Genomic DNA, 23,619 nt, shown 5'->3' with positions numbered 1-23,619 from the left:
AACATTCAAGCAATCTTCAATCAATTTTGTGCCGTGCCCGGGTGAGGTGACCCATGACTGAACGTGTGATGCCGGAACATTTTGGTGGCGCGCTGTGGGCCGATCAGACGATGGCGCACCCAATCGGCTTGGCTGCCTTGTCGGTCGCGCTGATCGCATTACTGATATTGCCGCGGCGCTATCAGCTGTTTCCATTGATCATGATTGCGGTTGCGCTGCCCGGTGCCCAGCGTATCGCGATATTCTCTCTGGACTTCACGTTTGTGCGAATTCTTATACTTGCGACCCTCGCGGCAATTTTTTTGCGCGGGCAGTTGCGCGAGATTCGCTGGGGGCTGCCGGATAACCTGATACTTGCGGTCACGCTATGGAATCTGCTGGCCTCGGGAATGCTGAGTGGCGGGTTTGAAGGTGTGATTACCAGTGCCGGTGGCGCCATCGATACATTTGGCGCTTACCTGATAGGGCGCGCCTGCCTGCGTTCATTCGAAGATGTGCGCCGTCTGCTGCTGTGGTTTGCAGCATTGTCACTGCCAATGCTCGCCTTCTTCGCGCTGGAGCAGGTGAGTGGCCGCAACCTGTTCTCCATATTTGGCGGCGTTCCAGAGGAAACGCTGGCGCGCAATGGTCGCTTGCGGGCCCAGGGGCCATTCTTGCATCCAATCATGGCCGGATTGTGCTGGGCGACCATTCTGCCCTGCCTGATAGCGCTGTGGCAGAGCCGTACCGGTGCGCGCATGCTGATTGGCGCGGGCATCGTGAGTATGCCATTGATTGTGCTGGCTACGGCGTCAAGTACGCCGGTAGTTGCCTTGATGTGTGCATTGGCCGGGGTTGCGTTTTATTCCTGGCGCCACTACATGCGCTCTCTGGCGATAGCAATGGTGGGGGTACTTTTTGTACTGCATCTGGTGATGGAAATGCCCGTATGGCACCTGCTATCGCGCATCGACATTACCGGTGGATCCACCGGTTGGCACCGCTATAACCTGATTCAACAGTCGATCAATCATTTTGGGGAATGGTGGGCCTTTGGTACCAAAGCCACCGCACACTGGGGCTGGGGAATGCAGGATATAACCAATGAATATGTGCTTGCGGGCGTCGATGGGGGAGTCGTCCAGTTACTGCTGTTTGCCATGTTTCTTGCTGTGTTGTTCTTGCGCCTGGGGCGTGCGCAGCGCATGACAACTTCTGTGGCCGCAAGCCGGCTACTGTGGGGACTGGCGGTCATGCTATTCGTGCACTGCGTCAGCTTTCTCGCCGTATCTTATTTCGGGCAAATGGTATGTATTTTCTATCTGTCAGTCGGTGGCATTGCCGCAGTTAGCGAGGTACGTAGCCCGCTTAAGGGAAGGGTGCGATCGGGACGGGCAGTGCCATTGCCAGCAGCGAGCTCTGGATTGTGAACTCTTACTTCATCAGCAGCGGTGAATGACTATGCCGACCCCCCCTTTACTCAACATAGTGTTTGTCTGCTACAACTGCGGCGAGGAAATCTGCCGGGCACTGCAAGACATAGCGGACGGTGACCTCCCGATAGAAGACATAGAATTTGTCGTAGTAGACAATGCCTCCAGGGATGACTCTTGTGCGTTACTACGCGCGTTGTCATCGCCACAGATAAAGCTGATCGAGTCGGAAAAAAACCTCGGATTCGCCGCTGGCTGCAATCTGGGAGCCAATGCCATCTCCAACTCGGCGCCTATTCTGTTTCTGAATCCCGATGTGCGACTGCAACACGATAGCCTGGTTAATCTTCTGGAGTTCGCGGCGGAGAATCCCGGTTGTGGAATCTGGGGCGGTGTTACCTGTAACGTGAACGGGGCGCTCGACGGAAAATCTGCCTGGCGCGAGCCTGGCTTGCTATCGCTATTATGCTGGAGCCTCGGTGTGGACAAGCTTTTGAGTATAGGCTTGCGCCGTACCAGCGGTGGCTACTCCCAGCGTTCTATCCAAAGAAATGGCGATGTGGATGCGGTTTCCGGATGCTTTTTATTGATCGACCAGGAACTGTTTCGGCAGCTCAGCGGGTTCGATGAGGATTTTTTTCTGTATTCCGAGGAAATCGACCTGTGCCGCCGGGCCCGTATGCTGGGGGCGCGACCGCGGGTAACAGATCGCGCTGTGATTATGCACGCTGGCAGTCAGACGCTGACCGGGATCAACAAACTGAACTTCCTGTACCGGTCAAAGTTGCGGTATTTCGCCAAGCATGGATCAGAATTTCAGGCGGAAATTGCCGGCTGGTTGATCGCATTGGGTACCTGGTTGCGCCTGGTCGCCTTCTCGGTACTCGCGCGCGCTGACGACAAGTATAAAGTGCAGCGGGATCTCTGGCGCCAGTTCGCCAATAGCCAGCAGGAATGGGCGCCCTGATATGTCGTTCGAGCTAAAACCTTCGGTGATTATTCCCGCGCACAATGAAGCCGCTACCATCGGCAAGTTGCTGAAGGCGATATATCCCGGTGTGCAGAGTGGTAAGTACACGATCACGGTTGCCTGTAACGGCTGTAGTGACAGGACCGCCGGTGTAGTCCGGCATTTTTTTCCTCAGGCTCGCTGTCTTGACCTTGCCCGCGCCGGCAAGGCGCGCGCGATCAATGAAGCCGAAGCGCAGGGTCTGGGATTCCCCAGGATCTATGTGGACGCTGATGTTTATATCAATCAGGAAGCGCTACTGGCGTTGATTGATGCCTGCAGAAAATCTACCGATCCGGTAGTGGTCGCCCCGCAGGGTGTACTGCGTAACGGCGACAGTGACTTTTTCGTGAAATACTACTACCGCGCCTGGAAAAAGACGCGGTTTTTCACCGAATATGGCTACGGTGCCGGGGTATATGGCTTGAACCGGGCTGCGCGGCAGTCGTTTTCCAAGTTTCCTGACCTGATTTCCGACGACGGGTATATTCGCGCAATATTTGGCTATTCCAATATCGCCGTGTGCGAGCAGGCGCACAGTGAGGTGTGGGTTCCTGGCAATTTTCGGGATTTACTGCGGATAAAAACCCGCAGCAAGCTGGGAAAGTTGCAGCTTGCCAAGCGGCAGGAATGTACCGTTCCCGCGGGCACATCTACCTCGCGTTTCACCAGTCGGCCATCCCTGGTGGAGTGGGTCGTATACTATGCGGTCAATGCACTCGCCTATGTCAATGCATTGCGCTACCGTCGCCGGGGGGCTCGTTATCGCTGGCACCGCGATGAATCCAGCCGCGGCGCCACCTGAAGCAACATTGATCACTTTCGCGCAAGCCATTCCAGGCTGCGCCGCCACCAGCGCCGTGCGTACTCCAGCATTCCGGTGCGCTCGAGCAGATAACGTGCGGTGTGATTTGCCCGGTGTGTCATGCTGTCGATGACCCGGGCGATACGGGCTGGTGCGGAACCGGCAAACAGGTGCAGGGTCGCCTCGTTCCGGTGCTCGCTCCCGTACAGTTGCTTGTAGTCCGCATTGCCGAAACCAAAATCGAACCAGCGCACCCCTTCTTCCTGCATGTGTTCGAAGATACGCCGCAGCAAATACCCGCCGGGGCCGACCTTGCGAAATTCCGGCAGATATGACCCCGCCATGTAACAGCAAGTGCCCCGTCCTATTGCGCCGAGACCATATGCGATATTTATGCCGTCTGCTTCCAGCAGGTAGCCACGCAGATTACCGCTGGCGGCGAGGATATTGAGTATCCTGTGCCAATGCGGGTCGTTGCTTACCCCAACTCCCAGGCCGCCCTGGTAACTCCGCTTGCCGATACCGGCGGCGGCGTCTATAAATTGCGCGACCTCTCCCGGTTGGCGCAGTTCACGCACGTGCACCTGGCCGTTGAAGTGGGTCTCCAGTTTGCGATCCTTGCGACGGAAAGAACGGCGGGTCTTGGACGAATTGGTTATCACCGCTTTTCCGTCGTCGTCGGTAAGCTCCGTGAACCAGTGACCTGTAATTGCGGGCCTGCTGTCTCCCAGCGCGCACAAGCCAGCAAACAGCTGGCCATCGATTTCACTGTCGAAGGGCAGGTGGTGGATTGAAATACAGTCCACCTCACCGCGAGAAAGAATTTCACGGAGATACACCAACTGCAGGCTGGCGATTTGTGCGCTGCCTGCCTGCAGCCCGCCGTGGACGATTTCCAGGGTGCGCAACCTGGGGGTTGGAATCCGCACAGGCCCGATCGTGCGCTTGGGGCGGGCAACAGTGATCCGGCCGATCAGAACGCCCGCGGTGGTTGCACCGTCCTGCCACAGGGCGATGTGTGGTGCCCTGTAGCTGGTATTGGCTTCGAGAAATGGCAAGAAAAAATCCGTAGTTGCGTGTAGCGAGCGGGGCGAGTCGTTATTGCCGCTGTTTTCCCAGGCTTCCAGCAGGATACGTGCACCGGCTATATCCGTTGCGATTCTTGGGCTCGCCCGACCCTCTTGGCATTGGGCCGACAAGGGCGTCCCGCGCAGGCCTTCGGCCTCAACCTCCAATTCCATTTGTGACTCCTGGCTGTGTTAGCGTATCCGCTCACCTTCAAGTGGCTTGAGAAATTCACGCCTGCTGTGGTGCAGCTGGCTGGGTGACATATCCCACCACTTGAGCGCTTCCAGTTTGGCAATGGTGTCGTGGGAGAACCGGTAGCGCACCACCCGTGCCGGGTAGCCGGCGACCACTGCATAGGGCGGCACGTCCTCGATAACGATGGCGCCAGCTGCGATTACCGCGCCATCGCCAATTTTCCGCGTGGGATACAGGATTTTGGCTCCATCGCCGATCCACACGTCATTGCCCACTTCGATGGCAACCCGGTCGAGAGCGTAGCCGGTACTGAAGCCCATCCCGGGGTAGTAAAAGATTCCGTGGGTTGAGAGGGTATTGCGCGGGTGATCCGCGTTCTGGAAGCGTGCGGTACGGTAGATGGTGCAGTACTTTCCAATGCGCGTAGAGGACTTCAGTTTCACCGGATCAAAGGTAACGCTGCTGAAGTCATCCACCTCGATAGCGTAATATTTTCGGTAGAGCTCGCGTATGGTGATACTGAAAGTGGAGCCGCCCTCCAGTTTGAGAATCAGCTTCTGCAGCAGTGCCCGCACACTGTTGCGGGGGATGGCGAACAGTGGTGCGAGCAGACGCGCAGCAATCGGGGAGCGGCGCATCTTCATGCCGTGGGGAAAGTTTGGCAGGTCTGCCGTATCTTTGCGGCGTTGCACCGCCTCCAGAATCGCATTGACCTGCTGTTCGGTCTGCTCATCCACGCCGGCGGTGGCCAGTACTTCCTGCTCGCTCTGGCCTTCCCCCAGTTTCTGGATCGCCTCCGCCAGGGCCGCCACCGTCGGGAAGTCGAACAGCAGGGTGGGAGGCAACTCCTGGTCAAACAGGGAGTTGAGCCGGGTGATTGCGTGCAGTGCCAGCAGTGAGTGTCCGCCAAGGTCGAAGAAGCTGATTTCGTCCGATGGTACCGGGGTCTTCAATAGTGCCTTGAAGACCTCGCGGATTGCCGCGGTGATTTCCGCGGGGGCAGCGGCGGGCTTTTGTGACGGCGCCTCGGAAACTTCCGCGGCGCTCGATGCCGCCGCCGGGCTCGGGGCCGCCTCCATTAACCGTCCCTGAGATTCGGAAACGTCCGTGGCTGTTGGTGCGTCGGGCACCGCGGGCGCGGGCTGGCCAGTCGAAGCCGCGGTGATTTCCTGTGCAATTTCCGGAGCCACAAAGGCCTTGCGATCCACCTTTCCGTTCGGTGTCAGCGGAAACTCGCTGGTGGTGACAAAGGCCGCCGGCACCATATATTCCGGCAGGGATTGCCGCAGCCGGCGGCGCAGCGCCTCACTGTCGGGACTGGTTTCGCCTGCGGCGATCACGTAGGCCACCAGGTACTTGCTGCCACAGTCGTCATCGTGGGCAATGACCACACTCTGGCGCACCGCTGGGTCTTCCGTCAGCACCGTTTCTATTTCGCCCACTTCCACGCGGAAGCCGCGGATCTTCACCTGGTGATCCATGCGCCCCAGGTACTCGATACGCCCGTCGCGCCGGCGCACCACCAGGTCCCCGGTACGGTACAGGCGTTCGCCCCCTAGTGCCGCACAGGGGAAGAATTTTTCCTGTGTGAGTGGCTCGCGGTTGAGGTACCCAAGCGCCAGCCCCTCGCCACCAATACACAGTTCGCCGGGAACTCCCACCGGCATCAGTGCAGCGCTGGAATCCAGTACATACAGGGTGGTATTGGCGATCGGTTCGCCGATAAACGCCGCATCTTCCGGTTTGCGAATGGGGCAGGTGGAAGACCAGATGGTGGTTTCGGTGGGGCCGTACAGGTTCCATACCTCGAGGCCACGCTGGATCAGGCGATCGGCGAGGTCCCGGCCCATGGCTTCTCCACCGCACAGGACTCGCACCGAAGGCTGGCCCTGCCAGCCGTGGTCGAGCAGCATGCGCCAGGTGGAAGGGGTCGCCTGCATGACCGTGACATTGTGGTCCCGCAGGCAGTGCTGCAGGGCTACCGGGTTGCGAGATTGTTTTGCGTCCTGAATCACCAGGCGTCCACCGCTGAGCAGTGGCAGGAAGAGCTCCAGCATGGCGATGTCAAAACAGATGGTCGTCACCGCGAGCAGGGTATCGTCCGCGCTAAACCCGGGGCGCTGTTGCATGGAGCAGAGAAAGTTGACCAGGCTGCGCTGGGCAATCTGTACACCCTTGGGCTTGCCGGTGGAGCCGGACGTGTAGATGACGTAAGCGGGGCCGTCGCTGTCGGCAATGGCCGGCAAATCCGAGGTGGCCCCCTGTTCGAACGGTGCGCTGTCCCCGAGGAGCAGAGGTTCGTCGGGGATTTCCGGCAGCCGGGCGCAGCTCGCGGCATCGGTAACCACCAGCGCCGGGGCACTGTCTTCCAGTATGTGGGCGATACGATCGCCGGGGAATAGTGGGTCCAGTGGTACATAGGCGGCGCCGGCTTTCCATACCGCGAGCAGTACCACCACAAGATCCGGGGAGCGCTCCATGCACACAGCCACCAGTGATCCCGCACCCACGCCGCGCGTGCGCAGCAACTCCGCAACACCATTGGCGCGCTGGTTTAACTGCTGGTAACTCAGGCTAACGTGCTCACCGATGAGCGCGGTTTGCTCGGGGCGTTTTTCCACTTGCTGTTCGAACAGTTGCGCGGCAGTGAACTGCAGTGGCAGGTCCTCTGCGGTCTGGTTCCACTCGCTGCACAATTGCGCGCGTTCCGTAGGGGCCAGGAGGGGCAGGGTGGCAACCGGACGATCGGGCATTTCCACAATACTGGTCAGAAGTTGCACGTAGTTCTGGCACAGGCTGTCGGCGGTCTCCCGGTCGAACAGGGCACGGCGGAATTCGAGGCTGCCGGAGAGACCCCTGTCGCTTTCGAGTACCGACAGGGTGAGATCGAACTTGGCCCCGCCGGCGTGCGCGTTCAACGGGGTGACCTGCAGGCCCGGAATCTGCCACTGGCCCGCCTGTTGCTTGCGGTGGATGAACAGGTGGCGAAAGAAGGGAGATTCACCGCTTGCACGTTGCGGGTTCAGTGCTGTCACCAGGTCTTCAAATGACACCTGGTCGTTGGCGAAGGCGTCGATGGAAGTTGCACGCACACGTTGTAGCAGGGTGCGGAAGTCCGGTTGCCCGGAAAAATCGGTACGCAGTACCAGCGTATTGATGAACAGGCCGATCATCGATTCTGACTGGGTGTGCTGGCGGCGTCCGCTCGGTGTGCCGACGACAATATCCAGCTGCCCGGTATAGCGGTGAAGCAGCAGTTGCCAGGCTGCCAGCAGTAGCATAAAGCTGGTGGCGGATTCCCGTCGCGCGAGTGCGCCCAGTGCCGCCCACAGGGATGCGGGCAACTTGAATTTCACCAGCCCGCCGCGAAAGTCCGCGGATTGCGGCCGCGGCCGGTCCGCCGGCAAGTCGAGTGGCGCCGGGGCGTCGGCGAGCTGCTGTTTCCAGTAGTCCAATTGGGCCTGGTAGGGGGCACCGGTACTGCGCTGCTGTTCCCAGTAGGCGTAATCCGCGAACTGGAATGCCAGTGGCGGCAGTGATGCGGGCCGTTGTTGTGTGAAGTCGGCGTACAGCTGGCGCAATTCGCGGAAGAATATCCCGCTGGACCAGATGTTGTCGTAGATGATGTGGTGGAAGGTCAGTGCGAGAATCGCCGCCTTGTCTTCGATGCGAATCAAGCGTGCGCAAAACAGTGGCCCCCTATCCAGAGACTGGGGTTCCTTCAACAGCTTTTGGCAATAACTGGTGGCGCGGCTGGTGCGGCCGGCTCTGGGCTGCTCGCGCAAGTCGGTTATCGGCAGCCGGAATGTTTCGGTGGGTACAACCTGCTGGTAGGGGCCCTGGGCATCCTCGGGAAAAAGGGTGCGCAGGATATCGTGGCGCGCGACAATTGCACCCAGTGCCTGCTCCAGCGCGGGGACATTCAGTTTGCCCCGCAGCAGCACGATATTGGAAATCTTGTAGGCGTTACCGTTGCCCCACAGTTTTTCCGAAAGCCACATGCGTTGCTGTGCGGCACTGAGTGGAATGCGCGCGCTGGCAGGCGCGTGGGTAAGGCTCTCTGCCGCGGCCTTCTCTTCCGTTTTGGGGGCGGTGGCATCGATACGCTCACCCAGTGCGCGCAGGCTGGTGCTCTCGAAAATACTGCGAATATCCAGGCTTACGGAGAAGTGCTCGTTGATCCGCGCCAGTAGCTGTGTCGCGCTGAGGGAATGGCCGCCCTGTGCAAAGAAGCTTTCGCCGACGTTGACGACGTCCCGCGCTAGAAGCTCTTGGCAGGATTCCACCAGGAACTCTTCGGTGCCGCCGCTTGCGGTAATCAGCTCGGCACCGCGCAGCTGATTGTCGGCGGTCGGTGCCGGCAGTGCATTGCGGTCCACCTTTTTGTTCGGTGTTTTCGGCAGTTGTGCCAGGCGTACATAGACTGTGGGAATCATGTAATAGGTGAGCTGTTCCGCCAGATAATCGCGCAGCTCCTGAACGTTCGGAGCTGCGTCGCCGGCGGGCACCAGGTAGGCCACCAGCTGTGCCTCTCCGCGAATATCCCGCGACACCACAACCGCTTCGGAAATCTGCGGATGCGCCAGCAGGCGCGCTTCCACTTCTGCCACTTCGATACGAAAGCCGCGAATTTTTACCTGGAAGTCCTTGCGCCCGCGGTGGTGCAGCAGGCCATCCGGGTCCATTTGCCCCAGGTCACCGGTGCGGTAAATGATGATCGATGGATTGTCATTGTCGCGACTGAAAGCCTTGTCGCTGGATTGCGTATCTTTCCAGTAGCCCAGCGCCAGGTAGGGGCTGCGCACGGTGATCTCGCCAATTTCGCCGTTGGCGACTTCGCGCCCATCTTCACCGAGAAGTACAACCTCAACGCCTTCCACCGGGTAGCCAATCGGTACCACATCGCCATCGAGGACAGTATCCCGTCCAATATGGAAATAGCGTATGGTGCCCGTTTCCGTGGAACCGAGCCCGGTATAGAACTCTATATCCTGGCCGAAAACCTTACGTGCAAGTTCGACATCGCTGGTAAGTACGCGCTCGCCACCGAAGGTCACCAGTCGGATACTGAATTCGTCGGTCGCCCCGCGATACTGGGTGGCAAACTCGCGGAAAAGGGATGCCACCGAATGGTAGATGGAAATACGGCGGGAGATCAGCCACTCTCCCAGCTTGTCGACGCCATCGCGGTGGAAATCGTAGGGAAAGAGTGCTGCACCATTTAGCAGTGCGCCGAAAATACAGTAAACCGAGGCGATGACACTGCAGGAGTAAACCTGGGTCATGCGGTCCTGGGGCGACACCTTCTGCAGATTGGTGCGACGCATGCAGCCGTGCAACAGGTTGCGATTATTCTGCACTACGCCTTTGGGGTTGCCGGTGGAGCCGGAGGTGTAAATGATGTACGCGAGGGCATCCGGAGAAATCGCGATGTCCAGGTTGTCACTGGGAATGCTTTCCGGAATGTCGTCCAGATCGAGGATTCGGGTCGCGTTGCCGGCAAGTTCTGCTGCGGCCTGGTGATTGGAGCCTTTGCTCAGGATCAGCGCTGCCTGGGACTCGCGATAAATGTGGCGGTTGCGCTTCGCCGGGAACGCCGGGTCGATCGGAACATAGGCGTGGCCACATTTCAGTACCGCAAGAATCGCGGCAATCTGCGTGATACCTTTCTCTAGAAAGGTTGCAACGCGTACCGGTTTTTCCGCGGGGGCAAGGGCGAGGATTTTCCTTGCCATGCGGTTCACCAGATGATTCAGGGCACTGTAGCTGAGAGAGGCATTGCCGTCGGTAATTGCGAGGCGCTCGCCGTGACGCGCCACCTGCTTTTCAAAGCGCTGGGCAATTGACTGCTCGGTTTCCTCGATGGTGAATTGGGTAAAATCACACTCAAGTGGTTCGACAGTATTCATACGCTGGCCTTACGGTAGATGGTGCAGTGCTCGCGGATCCATTCACGGGAGCGGCGGCTGAATGGCTTCCTTCCCCAGTAGGCGCCAGCCCAGCCATCCCCGCGGTCTTGCCGGGCGTCGTTATGGATCTCTTCGATAAGGTAGTCTTCCGGCTGCAGCTCGAACTTCTTGGTCAGTTGCACGCGCATATCGATGTCCATGCCGTTTACGAACAGCGCGGAGTCGGAGTGCATGAGTTGCTGCAGGTTGGCAAAGGCCCGGCGTGCATTTTTGGCCGGCAGGTGGAACAGCACATTCTGGGCAAAAACCAGATCCGCCTGGCCCAGGGAAGCGATAAACCCCGGATCCAGCATGTCGCCCACGCGGAAGGAAATCGGTCGCAGGATTTCGGGTTTTACCCGGTAGCGGCCGTCCACCAGGTCGAAGGTTTCGCCGACAAATTCCTCGGTGACAAAGGGCCCCTGGTGCACCTCTTCTTGGCTGTAATTCGGATTCTGTGCCCGCTCGATCACATCTGGCACTATGTCGTAGGCTTCGATTTGATACTCCAGCTGCGGAAAGTTGCGGCGCAGTACCGCGGAGAGCGATATGGGTTCGGCACCGCTGCAGCAGCCGAACACCAGAATGCGCAGGGGGCGAGAGTGGGCCTCGATCATCTGCGGGAGTATTCGCTCTGCCAGCACGCGGTACTGGTGGGGGAATCGGTAGAACTGGGTGTAAATACGGTTTTTGCGTGGTGCGGTTTTTACTACCAGCCAGTGCTTGATATGCCGCAGAATATTTCTGAGACGGGACGAACTATCCATGTCGACGGGGCTTCCTAACTTTTTGATACTGTTACGAACTTTTTATAAAAAGCGGATTGACGGGTGAAAACGCCGGTAATAATGCGCGTCGCTGTGGTCCTGTAATGGATCCCTGTGGATGATTCGGCGCTTTATACTGCTTATGACGGCGCAATCGACGTTACATCTGGTTCAGGTCCGGCGTGCCCCAGAAATTATAGGTTTTCGCGACGATTTGGCCGGGTATTGGGATGAATGTAAGGCCAATTATTGTTGGATGTCCGCGGCGCTAGTGGGGAGGGCCGGTGGATGAATTTTTCTACGACATTTGCGACTGAAAAATTGCCGCGGGCGGGAAATACTGGGAGAGAGGTCAAGTGTGAAAAAATGCGAGGGAGAAAATCTTAGATAAATAGCCGGGTTGCAGGAGGGGCCGGCGGTTAAACCGCCCCTTCCTGTGGGGGAGGGGCGGAGCAGAGTCAGCCGCGCTTGGCCGCAAGCATCGGCTTCAGAAACCGCCCGGTATGCGAGCCCTTGATTTTCGCCACCTGTTCCGGCGTGCCGGTTGCGATAATTTCACCGCCGCCGGAACCGCCCTCGGGGCCCAGGTCGACGATCCAGTCCGCGGTCTTGATCACGTCCAGGTTGTGTTCGATCACCACAATGGTATTGCCGTGATCGCGCAGCCGGTGCAGTACATCCAGTAACAACTGGATATCCGCAAAGTGCAGGCCGGTGGTTGGCTCGTCGAGAATGTACAGGGTCTTGCCGGTGTCGCGCTTGGACAGCTCCCGCGAGAGCTTCACCCGCTGGGCCTCACCACCGGAGAGGGTGGTCGCGGCCTGGCCGAGTTTGATATAGGAAAGACCCACGTCCATCAATGTCTGCAGTTTTTTGGCGATGGCCGGTACCGGGTCGAAAAATTCCCGCGCATCCTCCACGGTCATCTCAAGGGTCTCGTGGATGTTCTTGCCCTTGTAATGTACCTCCAGCGTCTCCCGGTTGTAGCGTTTGCCCTTACAGGTATCGCAGGGCACATAGATATCCGGCAGGAAATGCATTTCCACCTTGATCACGCCGTCGCCCTGACAGGCCTCGCAACGCCCGCCCTTCACGTTGAAGCTGAAGCGGCCCGGCTTGTAGCCCCGCGAGCGCGCCTCCTGGGTGCCGGCAAACAGTTCGCGAATGGGGGTGAAAATGCCTGTGTAGGTGGCCGGGTTGGAGCGCGGTGTGCGGCCGATGGGGCTCTGGTCGATATCCACGCACTTGTCGAAATGATCCAGCCCGTCGATTTTCTGGTGCGGGGAAGCCTTGAGGGTGGTGGCCTTGTTCAGGGCGGTTGCCGCCAGCGGATACAGGGTGGTGTTGATCAGGGTGGATTTGCCGGAGCCTGAGACACCGGTGACACAGGTGAACAGGCCCACGGGAATTTCCAGGCTCACATTCTTCAGGTTGTTGCCGGTGGCGCCCTGGATACGCAGCATCTTGTCGCTGGCGGGATTGCGCGCTTCCGGCACCACAATCTGCTTGGCGCCGGACAGGTACTGGCCGGTAAGTGAGCGCTCGCAGGCGGCAATCTCGTCGTGGCTGCCGGCGGCCACCACTTCGCCGCCGTGCACGCCGGCACCGGGGCCGATATCGACGATAAAGTCCGCCGCGCGGATGGCGTCTTCGTCGTGCTCCACCACGATTACGGTATTGCCGATGTCCCGCAGGTGGGTGAGGGTGGCGAGCAGGCGCTCGTTGTCCCGCTGGTGCAGGCCGATGGAGGGCTCGTCGAGAATGTACATGACGCCGACGAGGCCGGCGCCGATCTGGCTCGCCAGGCGGATGCGCTGGGCCTCACCGCCGGACAGGGTCTCGGCGCTGCGGTTCAGGGTCAGGTAGTTCAGGCCCACATCCACCAGGAAGCGGAAGCGGTCGCGCAGTTCCTTGAGGATCTTGTCGGCGATCTCTTTCTGCGCGCCCTGAAATTTGAGTTGGTTGGTGAAATAGTCGAAAGCATCGCCCACCGGCAATTCGGTGATCTGTGCCAGGGTGCGGTCGTCCACGAATACATTGCGCGCTTCCCGGCGCAGGCGGGTGCCGCTGCAGTCCGGGCATTTCTGCGTGCTGAGGTATTTCGCCAGTTCCTCTCGCACCGACTGGGATTCGGTGTCCCGGTAGCGGCGCTGGAAATTGGGGATGATGCCCTCGAAGGTGTGGCGGCGCACGGTGATGTCGCCGCGGTCGTTCACATAGCTGAAGTCGATATCGGTGTCACCGCTGCCCTGCAGTATGACCTCGCGATCGCGCTTGCGCAGCTTGTTCCAAGGCTTGTCGAGGTCGAAGCCGTAGTGTTCCGCCAGCGAATCCAGCATGTGGTAATAGTAAATGTTGCGCCGGTCCCAGCCGCGAATCGCACCCTCGGAGATGCTGCTGGCCGGGTCGAGAATCACTTTTTCCTCGTCGAAGAACTGTTTTACCCCGAGGCCGTCACAGGCGGGGCAGGCACCGGCGGGGTTGTTGAACGAGAACAGTCTCGGTTCCAGTTCGTCCAGTGAGTAATCACATACTGGGCAGGCGTGGCGGGCGGAGAACAGGCGGTCTTCCTGGTCGCCGTCCATAAAGCTGATGGCGGCGATGCCGTCGGTGAGGTTCAGCGCGGTTTCGAAGGATTCCGCCAGCCGCAGCTGCAGATCCTCGCGTACCTTGAAGCGGTCCACCACCACCTCGACGGTGTGCTTCTTGCGCTTGTCCAGCTTGGGGGTGTCGTCCAGGTCGCACACGGTGCCGTCGATGCGCGCGCGCACGAAGCCGTCCCGGCGCAGCTGTTCGAACACGTGCAGGTGCTCGCCCTTGCGGTCGCGGATCACCGGTGCCAGCAGCATGATTTTGCTGCCTTCCGGCAGCGCCAGCACCTGGTCCACCATCTGGCTGATGGTCTGGGCCTGCAGCGGCTCGTGGTGCTCCGGGCAGCGGGGCTCGCCGACGCGGGCAAACAGCAGGCGCAGGTAGTCGTAGATCTCGGTGATGGTACCCACGGTGGAGCGCGGGTTGTGGGAGGTGGACTTCTGCTCGATGGAGATCGCCGGCGACAGCCCCTCCACGGTGTCCACATCCGGCTTTTCCATCATCGACAGGAACTGGCGCGCGTAGGTGGAGAGCGACTCCACATAGCGCCGCTGGCCCTCGGCGTAGAGGGTGTCGAAGGCGAGTGAGGACTTACCAGAGCCGGACAGGCCGGTAATTACGATGAGTTTATCGCGGGGAATATCCAGGTCGATATTCTTGAGGTTGTGGGTGCGCGCACCCCGTACATAAATCGTATCCACACGCTGTCCTGTATTGTGACGGGCCTGCTGCCAGGTTTGCTGCCAGGTTTGCTGTCAGGCTTGATGTCAGATTTGGTGCCGCGGCGAACCGGGCGGACGAAAACGGTCAAGTATAATCCGGCTGGGGAGTGTGCCAAAATCTGCACAACTGAATATTCCGCTAAGGATATGGAAAACATGATTCCTGTCATTCTCTGCGGCGGTAGCGGCTCACGCCTGTGGCCGCTGTCCCGCGAGGCCTACCCCAAGCAGTTCCTGTCCCTGGCGGGCAGCGACACCATGCTGCAGGCCACTGCCCGGCGCCTCGACGGCCTGGACGGTGTGCAGGCGCCGATCCTGGTGTGCAACGAGAACCACCGCTTTGCCGCCGCCGAGCAGCTGCTGGAGATAGATCGCGCCGCGCAGTCGATCCTGCTGGAGCCTTGCGCGCGCAATACTGCACCGGCCATCGCGCTGGCGGCGCTGGCTGCCACCGAGTCTGGCGAGGACCCGCTGTTGCTGGTGCTGCCGGCGGATCACGTGGTGGCGGATGCCGCGGCCTTCCGGCAGTCGGTGCAGGCTGCGCGGGCGCTGGCGGAAGACGGTCACCTGGTGACCTTCGGCATAGTGCCCACCAGTGCGGAAACCGGCTACGGCTATATCCGCAGTGGCGAGCCGGTGGCGGGAGGCTGGCAAGTGGCGGAGTTCGTGGAGAAGCCGGATCTCGCCACCGCCGAGGGCTATCTCGCCAGCGGCGAGTACAACTGGAACAGCGGCATGTTCCTGTTCCGCGCCACCCGCTACCTGGAGGAACTGGGGCAGCAGCGGCCAGAGATACTGGAAGCCTGCCGCGCCGCCATGGCCGGCGCCGCGCGGGACCTGGATTTCACCCGCATCGACGCCGCGGCCTTCGCCAACTGCCCGTCGGATTCGGTGGACTACGCGGTGATGGAGCGCACCGAGTCCGCTGCCGTGGTGCCCATGCAGGCGGGGTGGAGTGATGTGGGCTCCTGGTCGGCACTGTGGGAGCTGGCAGAGCGGGATGGCAACGACAATCTGCTGCGGGGCGACGTACTCGCAGAGGATGCCTCCGGCTGCCTGGTGCACGGGAGCGATCGCCTTGTGGGCATTCTCGGTGTGCAGGACCTGGTGGTGGTGGACACCGACGATGCGCTGATGGTGGCGCACAAGAACCGCGTGCAGGAAGTCAAAACCCTGGTGCAGCGACTGAAACAGGACCGGCGCAGCGAGGCGGAGAATCACCGCAAGGTATTCCGCCCCTGGGGTTACTACGACTCCATCGACGGCGGGCCCCGCTTTCAGGTCAAGCGCATCGTGGTCAAGCCCGGCTGCCAGCTGTCGCTGCAGATGCATCACCACCGCGCCGAGCACTGGATCGTGGTGCGGGGCACCGCCATGGTGACCCGGGGTGACGACAAGCTGTTACTGACCGAAAACGAGTCCACCTACATTCCCCTGGGGGTGGTGCACCGGCTGGAAAACCCCGGCACCATCCCGCTGGAGCTGATCGAGGTGCAGTCCGGCAGTTACTTGGGCGAGGACGATATCGTCCGTTTCGAGGACCAATACGGGCGAGAGTGACGGGCGCAATTGACCGCGGTGGCCATATAGCGACAGGCTATCTGGCCATTGGGCGGCGGGGGATCAATCTCCGCGGCCATGGCTGCTACAATGCGCGCCTGTTTTTCCCTGTGTCCGGAATTTCTGCATGAACCCCACAGAACGCCGCGCTCTCGCCGGCCTCGCCTCCCTTTACGTCTTCCGCATGCTGGGCCTGTTTATGGTGTTGCCGGTGCTGTCGCTATACGGCGCCGATTACCGGGGCAGTACCCCGGCCCTGCTGGGGTTGGCGCTGGGTGCCTACGGCCTGAGCCAGGCGATACTGCAGATCCCCCTCGGCACCCTGAGTGACCGCTGGGGACGCAAGCCGGTGATTTTCCTGGGGCTGGCGGTATTTGCCTGCGGCAGCCTGGTGGCGGCGCTGACCGACTCGGTCTACGGCCTGATCGCGGGGCGTATTCTGCAGGGCGCGGGCGCCATTGCCGCGGCCACCATGGCGCTGGTGGCGGACCTGACCCGGGACGAGAACCGGGGCAAGGCCATGGCCATTATCGGCGCATCCATCGGCGTGGCCTTTGTGCTGGCGGTGGTACTGGGGCCGCTGGTGGCGGCGGCCGGCGGCCTGTCGGCGATCTTCTGGCTGACCGCACTGCTAGCACTGGTGGGAATGTTGCTGGTGTGGCGACTGGTGCCCAATCCCGAGGCGGCCAGGCGCCATGCGCCGCGGCCGGGGGATTTCCGCAAACTGCTGGGGCAGGGCCCGGTCTGGCGCCTCGTCGGCGGGGTCTTTTTCCTGCACCTGCTGCTCACCATGCTGTTTGTACCGCTGCCGCGGCTGTTGGTGGACGAGCTGAATCTCGCCAGCGAGCAGCACTGGAAGCTGTACGCACCGCTGATGCTGGGGGCGTTTATCGTGATGTTGCCGCTGATGCGGATGGCGGAAAAGCGCCAGCAGGTTCCCGCGGCCATGCGCCTGGCGCTACTGGGGCTGGTATTTGGCGGCGTAGCGCTGATGCCCCAGGTACACGGGACCTGGGTGGTGGTTTGCCTGGGGGTGTTTTTCCTCGCGTTCAACCTGCTGGAAGCCCTGTTGCCGGCACAGCTCACCCGGGTAGCGCCCGCGGAGTGCCGCGGCGCCGCCACCGGGCTCTACGCGACCCTGCAGTTTCTCGGCGCTTTTGCCGGGGGCAGCCTCGGTGGCCTGGTGTTCGGCCTTGGCGGTGCCGGGGGTGTCGCTACCCTGGGACTTTTTGTCCTTCTGCTGTGGTCCCTGCTGTGGTGGCGCATGCGCAACAGCTACATGCCGGTCACCGGCGTATGACTGCTGCGTAAGCGGTGACGGCTGTCGGTTGAATGCGGTATGCTGCTGGATATAAATACACCGTTGGCAGTGGGCAGCTTTCCCGGGCTGGCCCGCTGTGTCGTTGTCTGAAACTGTTTTGAATTTGCACATTGTTGCCCGCTGCGGGCAGATCGAGAGGAGAGGCGTATGGCCAGGGGCGTGAACAAAGTAATTCTGATTGGCAACCTGGGGGGTGACCCCGAAACCCGCTACATGCCCAGTGGCGGCGCGGTTACCAATGTCACCCTGGCGACTTCGGAGACCTGGAAGGACAAGCAGACCGGCCAGCAGCAGGAGCGCACCGAGTGGCACCGGGTAGTGTTCTTCAACCGCCTGGCGGAGATTGCCGGCGAATACCTGCGCAAGGGCAGCAAGGTGTACCTGGAAGGCTCCCTGCGCACCCGCAAGTGGCAGGACAAGAATTCCGGCCAGGATCGCTACACCACCGAGATTGTTGCCAGCGAAATGCAGATGCTGGATAGCCGCGGTGAGGGTGGTTTCCAGCAGAACCAGGGTGGTGGCTACGGCCAGCAGCAGGGCGGTGGCCAGGGCGGCTACAACCAGGGCTACCAGGACGAGTTTTCCCAGGGGCGCTCGGCGCCGTCACCGATGGCACCTTCGCAGCAGCAACAGCCGCAGGGTCAGCCTTCCAAACAGCCGCCGGCAGGTGGTTTTGACAACAGCTTCGACGACGACATTCCGTTCTGATTGAAGCGCGCCAATGCCCATGCATCACACCGGCTACCAGCCGGACTCCGTCGCGCTGATCGGTGCCGGTAACGCCATCGACAGCGCGCTGCAGAAAGGCCTGCAGAAGGTCGGATTCCGCGTGCAGCTGCTCGCGGATGACCAGCTCGACCAGCTGCGCGAGGGCACTCTGCTGATCAACGCTGCCGCCTGTGGTGGCAGCGCCAACATGCCGCGGGCGCGGGCCATCTGCGAGGCGCTGCCGGCGCTACCCTACGGCGCGCTGCTACACCTCTCTTCCTACCGGGTATTTGCCGGCGGTGGGCGCAAGAAAATCGATGAAGAGGAGACTCCTGCGCCCGATTCCCGCGCTGGCAAGGATTGGCAGGCCTGTGAGGCGCTGCTGTCCGGAGCGGAAAATGTGAGCACCCTGCGCCTCGGCTGGCTGGTCGATCGCAACGAGCACGCACTGCTGGGGCGGGTGGTTGCCGCTCTGCTGGCCAACAGGCCGGTGTCACTGGACAACCTCAGCCGCGGCAACCCCACCACGGTTGCCGACCTGGTGCGCGTGGCCACCGCCGTTGCCCAGCAACTGGCCAGCGGCGCACCCCGAAACGGGCTGTACCACTACGGATCGGCAGACACCTGTACCGCGCTGGAATTTGGCAGCGAAGTTCTGGATCGGGTGAAGTCCCTGTACGGGGAGGATTTTGCCGCAGATATACAGCCACTGGCGGAGGCCGGCGAGGCGTCGCAGTCCACCGACCGCTCCGCAGTTCTCAGTTGCACCAAACTGCGGGACGTCTTCGGTATTCAGCAGCGCAGCTGGCGCCAGGGCCTGACCCGGCAGGTGGAGCTGTGGCTGGAACGGCTGCAGAAGGCGGATTAGTCCGGCGCAGGCCGGCAGCGAATACTCAGCAAAAAAAGGGCGAACCGTTGGCCGGTTCGCCCTTTTTTTGTTCAGTCCTGCCGTCTGGCGGGGCTTCAGATCTTGTCGAAGATCAGGCTGGCATTGGTGCCGCCGAAGCCGAAGCTGTTGGACAGCGCCCGGCGCACTTCGGTCTCCCGCAGCTCGGTTACCAGGTCCAGGCCCTCGGCAGCCTCGTCCACGGTTTCCACATTGGCAGAGGCGGCGATAAAGCCGTTCTGCATCATCAGCAGGGAGTAGATGGCTTCCTGTACGCCGGCGGCGCCCAGGGAGTGGCCGGTGAGGGACTTGGTGGAGGCGAATGCCGGCACCTTGTCGCCGAATACTTCCTTCATCGCGCGCAGTTCTGCAACATCACCAACCGGTGTGGAGGTGCCGTGGGTGTTGATGTAGTCGACACCGCCTTCCAGGCCCTTGCCGTCCATACCAGCCAGCGCCTGCTGCATGCAGCGCGCCGCGCCCTCACCACTGGGGGCAACCATGTCGTAGCCGTCGGAGGTGGCGCCGTAGCCCACCAGTTCGGCAATGATATTGGCACCGCGGGCCTTGGCGTGTTCGTACTCTTCCAGCACCACACAGCCACCGCCGCCGGCGATCACAAAGCCGTCGCGGTTGGCGTCGTAGGGGCGGGAGGCCTTGGTGGGGGTGTCGTTGTACTTGGAGGACAGCGCGCCCATGGCGTCAAACAGGTGGGTCAGGCTCCACGCCAGCTCCTCGCCGCCGCCGGCAAATACCACGTCCTGCTTGCCCATCTGGATCAGTTCGGCACCGTTGCCAATGCAGTGAGCCGAAGTGGCGCAGGCGGAGGAGATGGAATAGTTCACACCCTTGATCTTGAACGGCGTGGCCAGGCATGCGGATACAGTGCTGCTCATGGTCTGCGGGACCCGGTAGGCGCCTACCCGGCGCACACCCTTGGTTTTCAGGATTTCGGCGGCTTCGATAACCGCAGTGGTGGACGTGCCACCGGAGCCCATCACCAGCCCGGTGCGCGGGTTGGAAATGTCGCTCTCTTCCAGCCCTGCCATCTCGATGGCCTCGGCCATGGAGATATACGCGTAGGCGGCAGAGTCACCCATAAAGCGCAGGTGCTTGCGGTCGATGTGCTCTTTGAAATCGATATCGACCAGCCCGGCAACCTGGCTGCGCAGGCCCAGCTCGGCGTACTCATCCATATAACGGATGCCGCTGCGGCCCGTTTGCAAGGAAGACAGTACTTCCTTGGTGTTGTTACCGATACAGGAAGTGATACCCATTCCGGTGATGACTACCCGGCGCATAGTAAACTCCAGTAATTCTTTCGAGTGGATTGTTATTGTTCTGTGTGGGTCGGTTTTGACCCGCCACCGGCTTAAAAGTTGTCGGTGCGGGTGAACAGGCCTACGCGCAGGTCTTTGGCGGTGTAGATCTCGCGGCCGTCCACGGCTACGGAACCGTTGCCGATGCCCATAACCAGCTTGCGCTCGACCAGGCGGCTCATTTGGATATGGTAAGTGACTTTCTTCGCGGTCGGTAATATCTGGCCGGTGAACTTCACCTCGCCACAACCCAGGGCGCGGCCGCGGCCGGGGTTGCCTTTCCAGGCCAGGAAGTAGCCCAGCAGCTGCCACATGGCGTCGAGGCCGAGACAGCCCGGCATCACCGGATCGCCGGGGAAGTGGCACTCGAAGAACCACAGGTCGGGGGTGATATCCAGTTCTGCGATCAGCTCCCCTTTGCCGAATTCTCCGCCGTCCTTGGAAATATGGGTGATGCGGTCGAGCATCAGCATATTGGGGGCGGGCAGCTGGGCATTACCCGGGCCGAACATTTCTCCACGGCTGCAGGCCAGGAGTTCTTCACGGGTGTAGCTGCTTTTTTGAACGAAATTACTCATTGGGTCCCCGATTCTGGGCAATCTTTACACGAGCCGGCATTCTAAGGGCTAAGCATAGCTTGTCCAGTCAGTCATAAACCTTTTTGTGACTGCGTTTGTCTCAAATAACCCTTGACCAGTTTTTCGGAAGTGGTCATCAGGGCGCGGGACCAGGTATACCGCGGTCTCCGGGCTGGACTGATTCTTGCCACAGAATTGTGATAAGTTGCTGACAAAGGCGCGGGAAAGCGCCCGACAGATATTTTTAGTGAGGGGGATTAATGCTCAAAAAATGTCTTTTCCCGGTTGCCGGCTACGGCACCCGGTTCCTGCCGGCAACCAAGGCCATGCCCAAGGAGATGTTGCCGCTGGTGAACAAACCGCTGGTCCAGTACGGGGTGGAAGAGGCCATCGAGGCAGGGTTGACCGAGATCGGTTTTGTCACCGGGCGCGGCAAGCGCGCCATCGAGGATCACTTCGATACCAACTTCGAGCTGGAGCACCAGATCGCCGGTACCGGCAAGGAGCGCTATCTCGACAGCGTCCGCTCCGTTATTAATGAAGCCAGTTTTTCCTATACCCGCCAGGGCGAAATGCGCGGTCTGGGGGACGCCATTTTGCAGGGACAGCGCCTGATCGGTGATGAACCATTTGGCGTGGTGCTTGCAGATGATCTTTGCCTCAATGATGAACTGGGGGTGCTGGGGCAGATGGTGCAGCTGTACAAGCAGTTCCGCTGCAGCATCGTGGCGGTAGAAGAGGTGCCGCAAGACCAGATTCACAAGTTTGGGGTGATCGACGGAAACGAAATCAAGCCGGGCCTGTACCAGGTGACCAATATGGTGGAGAAGCCGGCAGCGGCAGACGCGCCGAGCAATATGGCCATCATCGGCCGCTACATCCTGACGCCGGATATCTTCGACCTCATTCGGGAAACGCCGCCGGGCAAGAATGGCGAGGTACAGATTACCGATGCGCTGCTGGCCCAGGCCCAGCGCGGATGTGTGCTCGCCTACAACTTCAAGGGGCGCCGCTTCGACTGCGGTTCCGTCGACGGCTTTGTCGAAGCCACCAATTACGTTTATGAAAATATCTATCTGCCGGGGGAGAAAGGCTGAGATGACCGAATTAACCTGTTTTAAGGCCTATGACCTGCGCGGCCGCGTGCCGGACGAGCTGAACACCGATGTGGCCTACCGCGTGGGCCGCGCCTTCGCCCAGTTCCTGGACGCCCGCCGCGTGGTGGTGGGGCATGACATTCGCCTTACCAGTGGCGAGCTGACCGATGCGCTGGCCAACGGCCTGCGCGATGCCGGCGCCGACGTTTATCACATTGGCGAGTGCGGCACCGAAGAGATCTATTTCGCCACCTTCCACGGCGATTTCGACGGCGGTATCTGTGTGACCGCGAGCCACAACCCCATGGACTACAACGGCATGAAGTTCGTGCGTTCCGGCTCCCGCCCGATCAGTGGCGATACCGGCCTGCTGGACATCAAGCGCCTGGCGGAAGAAAACGATTTTGCCGCAGTGGCAAAGCGCGGCGAGCTGCATACCTTTGCCCATCGCGATGACTTTGTGCAGCACCTGCTGGGCTACGTCGATGTTTCCGCGCTGAAACCGCTGAAGCTGGTGGTCAACGCCGGTAACGGTGGCGCCGGTACGGTAGTGGATGCGCTGGCGCCGAGCCTGCCGTTTGAGTTTGTGCGCGTGCACCACCAGCCGGACGGCAGTTTCCCCAACGGTATCCCCAACCCGATCCTGCCGGAAAACCGCGAGTCCACGGCGGCCGCGGTGCGTGAGAGCGGCGCGGACTTCGGTATCGCCTGGGACGGCGATTTCGACCGCTGCTTCTTTTTCGATGAAAGCGGTGACTTTATCGAGGGTTACTATGTGGTCGGCCTGCTGGCGGAAGCTTTCCTGCTCAAGCAGCCGGGTGCCAAGGTGGTACACGACCCGCGCCTGACCTGGAACACCGAGGACATTGTGCGCGCAGCGGGCGGTGAGCCGGTGCAGAGCAAGACCGGCCATGCGTTCATCAAGGAGCGCATGCGCAAGGAAGACGCCATCTACGGTGGCGAGATGAGTGCACACCACTATTTCCGCGATTTTGCCTACTGTGACAGCGGCATGATTCCGTGGCTGCTGGTGGCGGAGCTGGTGAGCCGTTCCGGCAAATCCCTGTCGCAGCTGGTGGGCGAGCGTATGGCGGCCTTCCCGTGCAGTGGCGAGATCAACTCCAAGGTGGAAGATCCTGCAGCTCTGCTGAAAGCCGCGGAAGAAAAATACGCGGCCGGTGCCAACAGCGTCGAACATGTGGACGGCCTGAGCGTTGCTTTTGACGAGTGGCGATTCAACCTGCGCATGTCCAACACCGAGCCGGTGGTGCGCCTCAACGTGGAATCCCGTGGGGATGAGGCGTTGATGAAGGCCAAGACCGAGGAATTGTTGGGGCTGATTCGAGGCTAGATTTTTATTTCGTAGTGGGCTCTGCCACGCTTCGTGGCGGAGCTCAGTGGCGGCCCTGCTATCGGGTACTGCCTTGCGAGACACGCCGTGAACCCATCCATGGGGGCTCTTCTAAAACATCCCTGTTTTAGAAGGTCTCGCAAGGCTGTACCCGATATCAGGGCCTTCGCATTGAATTTTTACACTTCGTATTTGCTTTTGGGTGCAAAGTGAAATTATTTGATGTTAAGGCGGGGCGCCAGTTACAGAGCCCCAAAACCAAAAAGCCCCGGCACTGCCGG

At 60.6% G+C, this 23,619-nt stretch carries 15 protein-coding genes; 9 read left to right on the top strand and 6 right to left on the bottom strand.

What is annotated here, in order from left to right; genetic code table 11:
* Nucleotides 1-53 precede the first annotated feature (53 nt).
* The 3 genes from QZ511_RS04675 to QZ511_RS04665 are packed head-to-tail and all read left to right on the top strand — an operon-like array spanning nucleotide 54 to nucleotide 3,226.
* Nucleotides 54-1,409: a hypothetical protein gene (locus QZ511_RS04675; protein ID WP_295799669.1), complete on the top strand. Its 1,356-nt coding sequence runs from the start codon at nucleotides 54-56 to the stop codon at nucleotides 1,407-1,409.
* Between the two features lie 31 nt (nucleotides 1,410-1,440).
* A complete protein-coding gene (locus QZ511_RS04670; protein WP_295799666.1) occupies nucleotides 1,441-2,379 on the top strand; it encodes a glycosyltransferase family 2 protein in 939 nt (312 codons plus the stop codon).
* 1 nt (nucleotide 2,380) lies between these two features.
* Nucleotides 2,381-3,226: a glycosyltransferase gene (locus tag QZ511_RS04665; protein WP_295799664.1), complete on the top strand. Its 846-nt coding sequence runs from the start codon at nucleotides 2,381-2,383 to the stop codon at nucleotides 3,224-3,226.
* Between the two features lie 11 nt (nucleotides 3,227-3,237).
* Here the strand turns inward: QZ511_RS04665 and QZ511_RS04660 are convergent, their stop codons facing one another.
* The 4 genes from QZ511_RS04660 to uvrA all read right to left on the bottom strand — a co-directional run bounded on the left by QZ511_RS04660 (nucleotide 3,238) and on the right by uvrA (nucleotide 14,497).
* Complete coding sequence (locus QZ511_RS04660) at nucleotides 3,238-4,467, bottom strand: GNAT family N-acetyltransferase (protein ID WP_295799662.1); 1,230 nt, start codon at nucleotides 4,465-4,467, stop codon at nucleotides 3,238-3,240.
* An 18-nt stretch (nucleotides 4,468-4,485) separates the two neighbouring features.
* Nucleotides 4,486-10,398, bottom strand: coding sequence for a non-ribosomal peptide synthetase (locus QZ511_RS04655; RefSeq protein ID WP_295799659.1), 5,913 nt, complete (start codon nucleotides 10,396-10,398; stop codon nucleotides 4,486-4,488).
* Nucleotides 10,395-11,204: a CheR family methyltransferase gene (locus QZ511_RS04650; RefSeq protein ID WP_295799657.1), complete on the bottom strand. Its 810-nt coding sequence runs from the start codon at nucleotides 11,202-11,204 to the stop codon at nucleotides 10,395-10,397. The genes QZ511_RS04655 and QZ511_RS04650 overlap by 4 nt, the downstream gene beginning before the upstream one ends.
* A 458-nt stretch (nucleotides 11,205-11,662) precedes the next feature.
* Complete coding sequence (gene uvrA / locus QZ511_RS04645) at nucleotides 11,663-14,497, bottom strand: excinuclease ABC subunit UvrA (protein ID WP_295799655.1); 2,835 nt, start codon at nucleotides 14,495-14,497, stop codon at nucleotides 11,663-11,665.
* Nucleotides 14,498-14,674: 177 nt separating this feature from the next.
* On the opposite strand from uvrA, the gene QZ511_RS04640 reads away from it, so the two are divergent.
* The 4 genes from QZ511_RS04640 to QZ511_RS04625 all read left to right on the top strand — a co-directional run bounded on the left by QZ511_RS04640 (nucleotide 14,675) and on the right by QZ511_RS04625 (nucleotide 18,975).
* Nucleotides 14,675-16,078 (top strand): mannose-1-phosphate guanylyltransferase/mannose-6-phosphate isomerase, encoded by a 1,404-nt coding sequence (locus QZ511_RS04640; protein ID WP_295799653.1) that lies wholly within the window; start codon nucleotides 14,675-14,677, stop codon nucleotides 16,076-16,078.
* A 127-nt stretch (nucleotides 16,079-16,205) separates the two neighbouring features.
* Nucleotides 16,206-17,378, top strand: a complete 1,173-nt coding sequence (locus tag QZ511_RS04635; RefSeq protein WP_295799651.1) for an MFS transporter — start codon at nucleotides 16,206-16,208, stop codon at nucleotides 17,376-17,378.
* A gap of 168 nt (nucleotides 17,379-17,546) precedes the next feature.
* On the top strand, nucleotides 17,547-18,107 hold the full coding sequence (gene ssb / locus QZ511_RS04630) for a single-stranded DNA-binding protein (protein ID WP_295799648.1): 561 nt from the start codon (nucleotides 17,547-17,549) through the stop codon (nucleotides 18,105-18,107).
* 13 nt (nucleotides 18,108-18,120) lie between these two features.
* On the top strand, nucleotides 18,121-18,975 hold the full coding sequence (locus tag QZ511_RS04625; RefSeq protein WP_295799645.1) for a sugar nucleotide-binding protein: 855 nt from the start codon (nucleotides 18,121-18,123) through the stop codon (nucleotides 18,973-18,975).
* 95 nt (nucleotides 18,976-19,070) lie between these two features.
* Here QZ511_RS04625 and fabB read toward each other — a convergent pair whose 3' ends face one another.
* Nucleotides 19,071-20,294: a beta-ketoacyl-ACP synthase I gene (gene fabB / locus QZ511_RS04620; protein WP_295799643.1), complete on the bottom strand. Its 1,224-nt coding sequence runs from the start codon at nucleotides 20,292-20,294 to the stop codon at nucleotides 19,071-19,073.
* A 71-nt stretch (nucleotides 20,295-20,365) separates the two neighbouring features.
* The gene (gene fabA / locus QZ511_RS04615) at nucleotides 20,366-20,890 is read right to left on the bottom strand and encodes a 3-hydroxyacyl-[acyl-carrier-protein] dehydratase FabA (protein ID WP_295799640.1); all 525 of its coding nucleotides are present in this window, start codon (nucleotides 20,888-20,890) and stop codon (nucleotides 20,366-20,368) included.
* Between the two features lie 260 nt (nucleotides 20,891-21,150).
* Here fabA and galU point away from each other — a divergent pair, with 260 nt between their 5' ends.
* Together galU and QZ511_RS04605 are read left to right on the top strand one after the other, a co-directional pair.
* The gene (galU, locus tag QZ511_RS04610) at nucleotides 21,151-21,987 is read left to right on the top strand and encodes a UTP--glucose-1-phosphate uridylyltransferase GalU (protein WP_295799639.1); all 837 of its coding nucleotides are present in this window, start codon (nucleotides 21,151-21,153) and stop codon (nucleotides 21,985-21,987) included.
* A 1-nt stretch (nucleotide 21,988) separates the two neighbouring features.
* A complete protein-coding gene (locus tag QZ511_RS04605; protein ID WP_295799637.1) occupies nucleotides 21,989-23,338 on the top strand; it encodes a phosphomannomutase in 1,350 nt (449 codons plus the stop codon).
* The last annotated feature ends 281 nt before the right edge of the window (nucleotides 23,339-23,619 follow it).

The organism is uncultured Microbulbifer sp. (assembly GCF_913055755.1).
In the GTDB taxonomy this organism is placed as follows: domain Bacteria; phylum Pseudomonadota; class Gammaproteobacteria; order Pseudomonadales; family Cellvibrionaceae; genus Microbulbifer.
The sequence above is the reverse complement of the archived record's forward strand: the minus strand, read 5'-3'. Positions and strand labels throughout refer to the sequence as shown.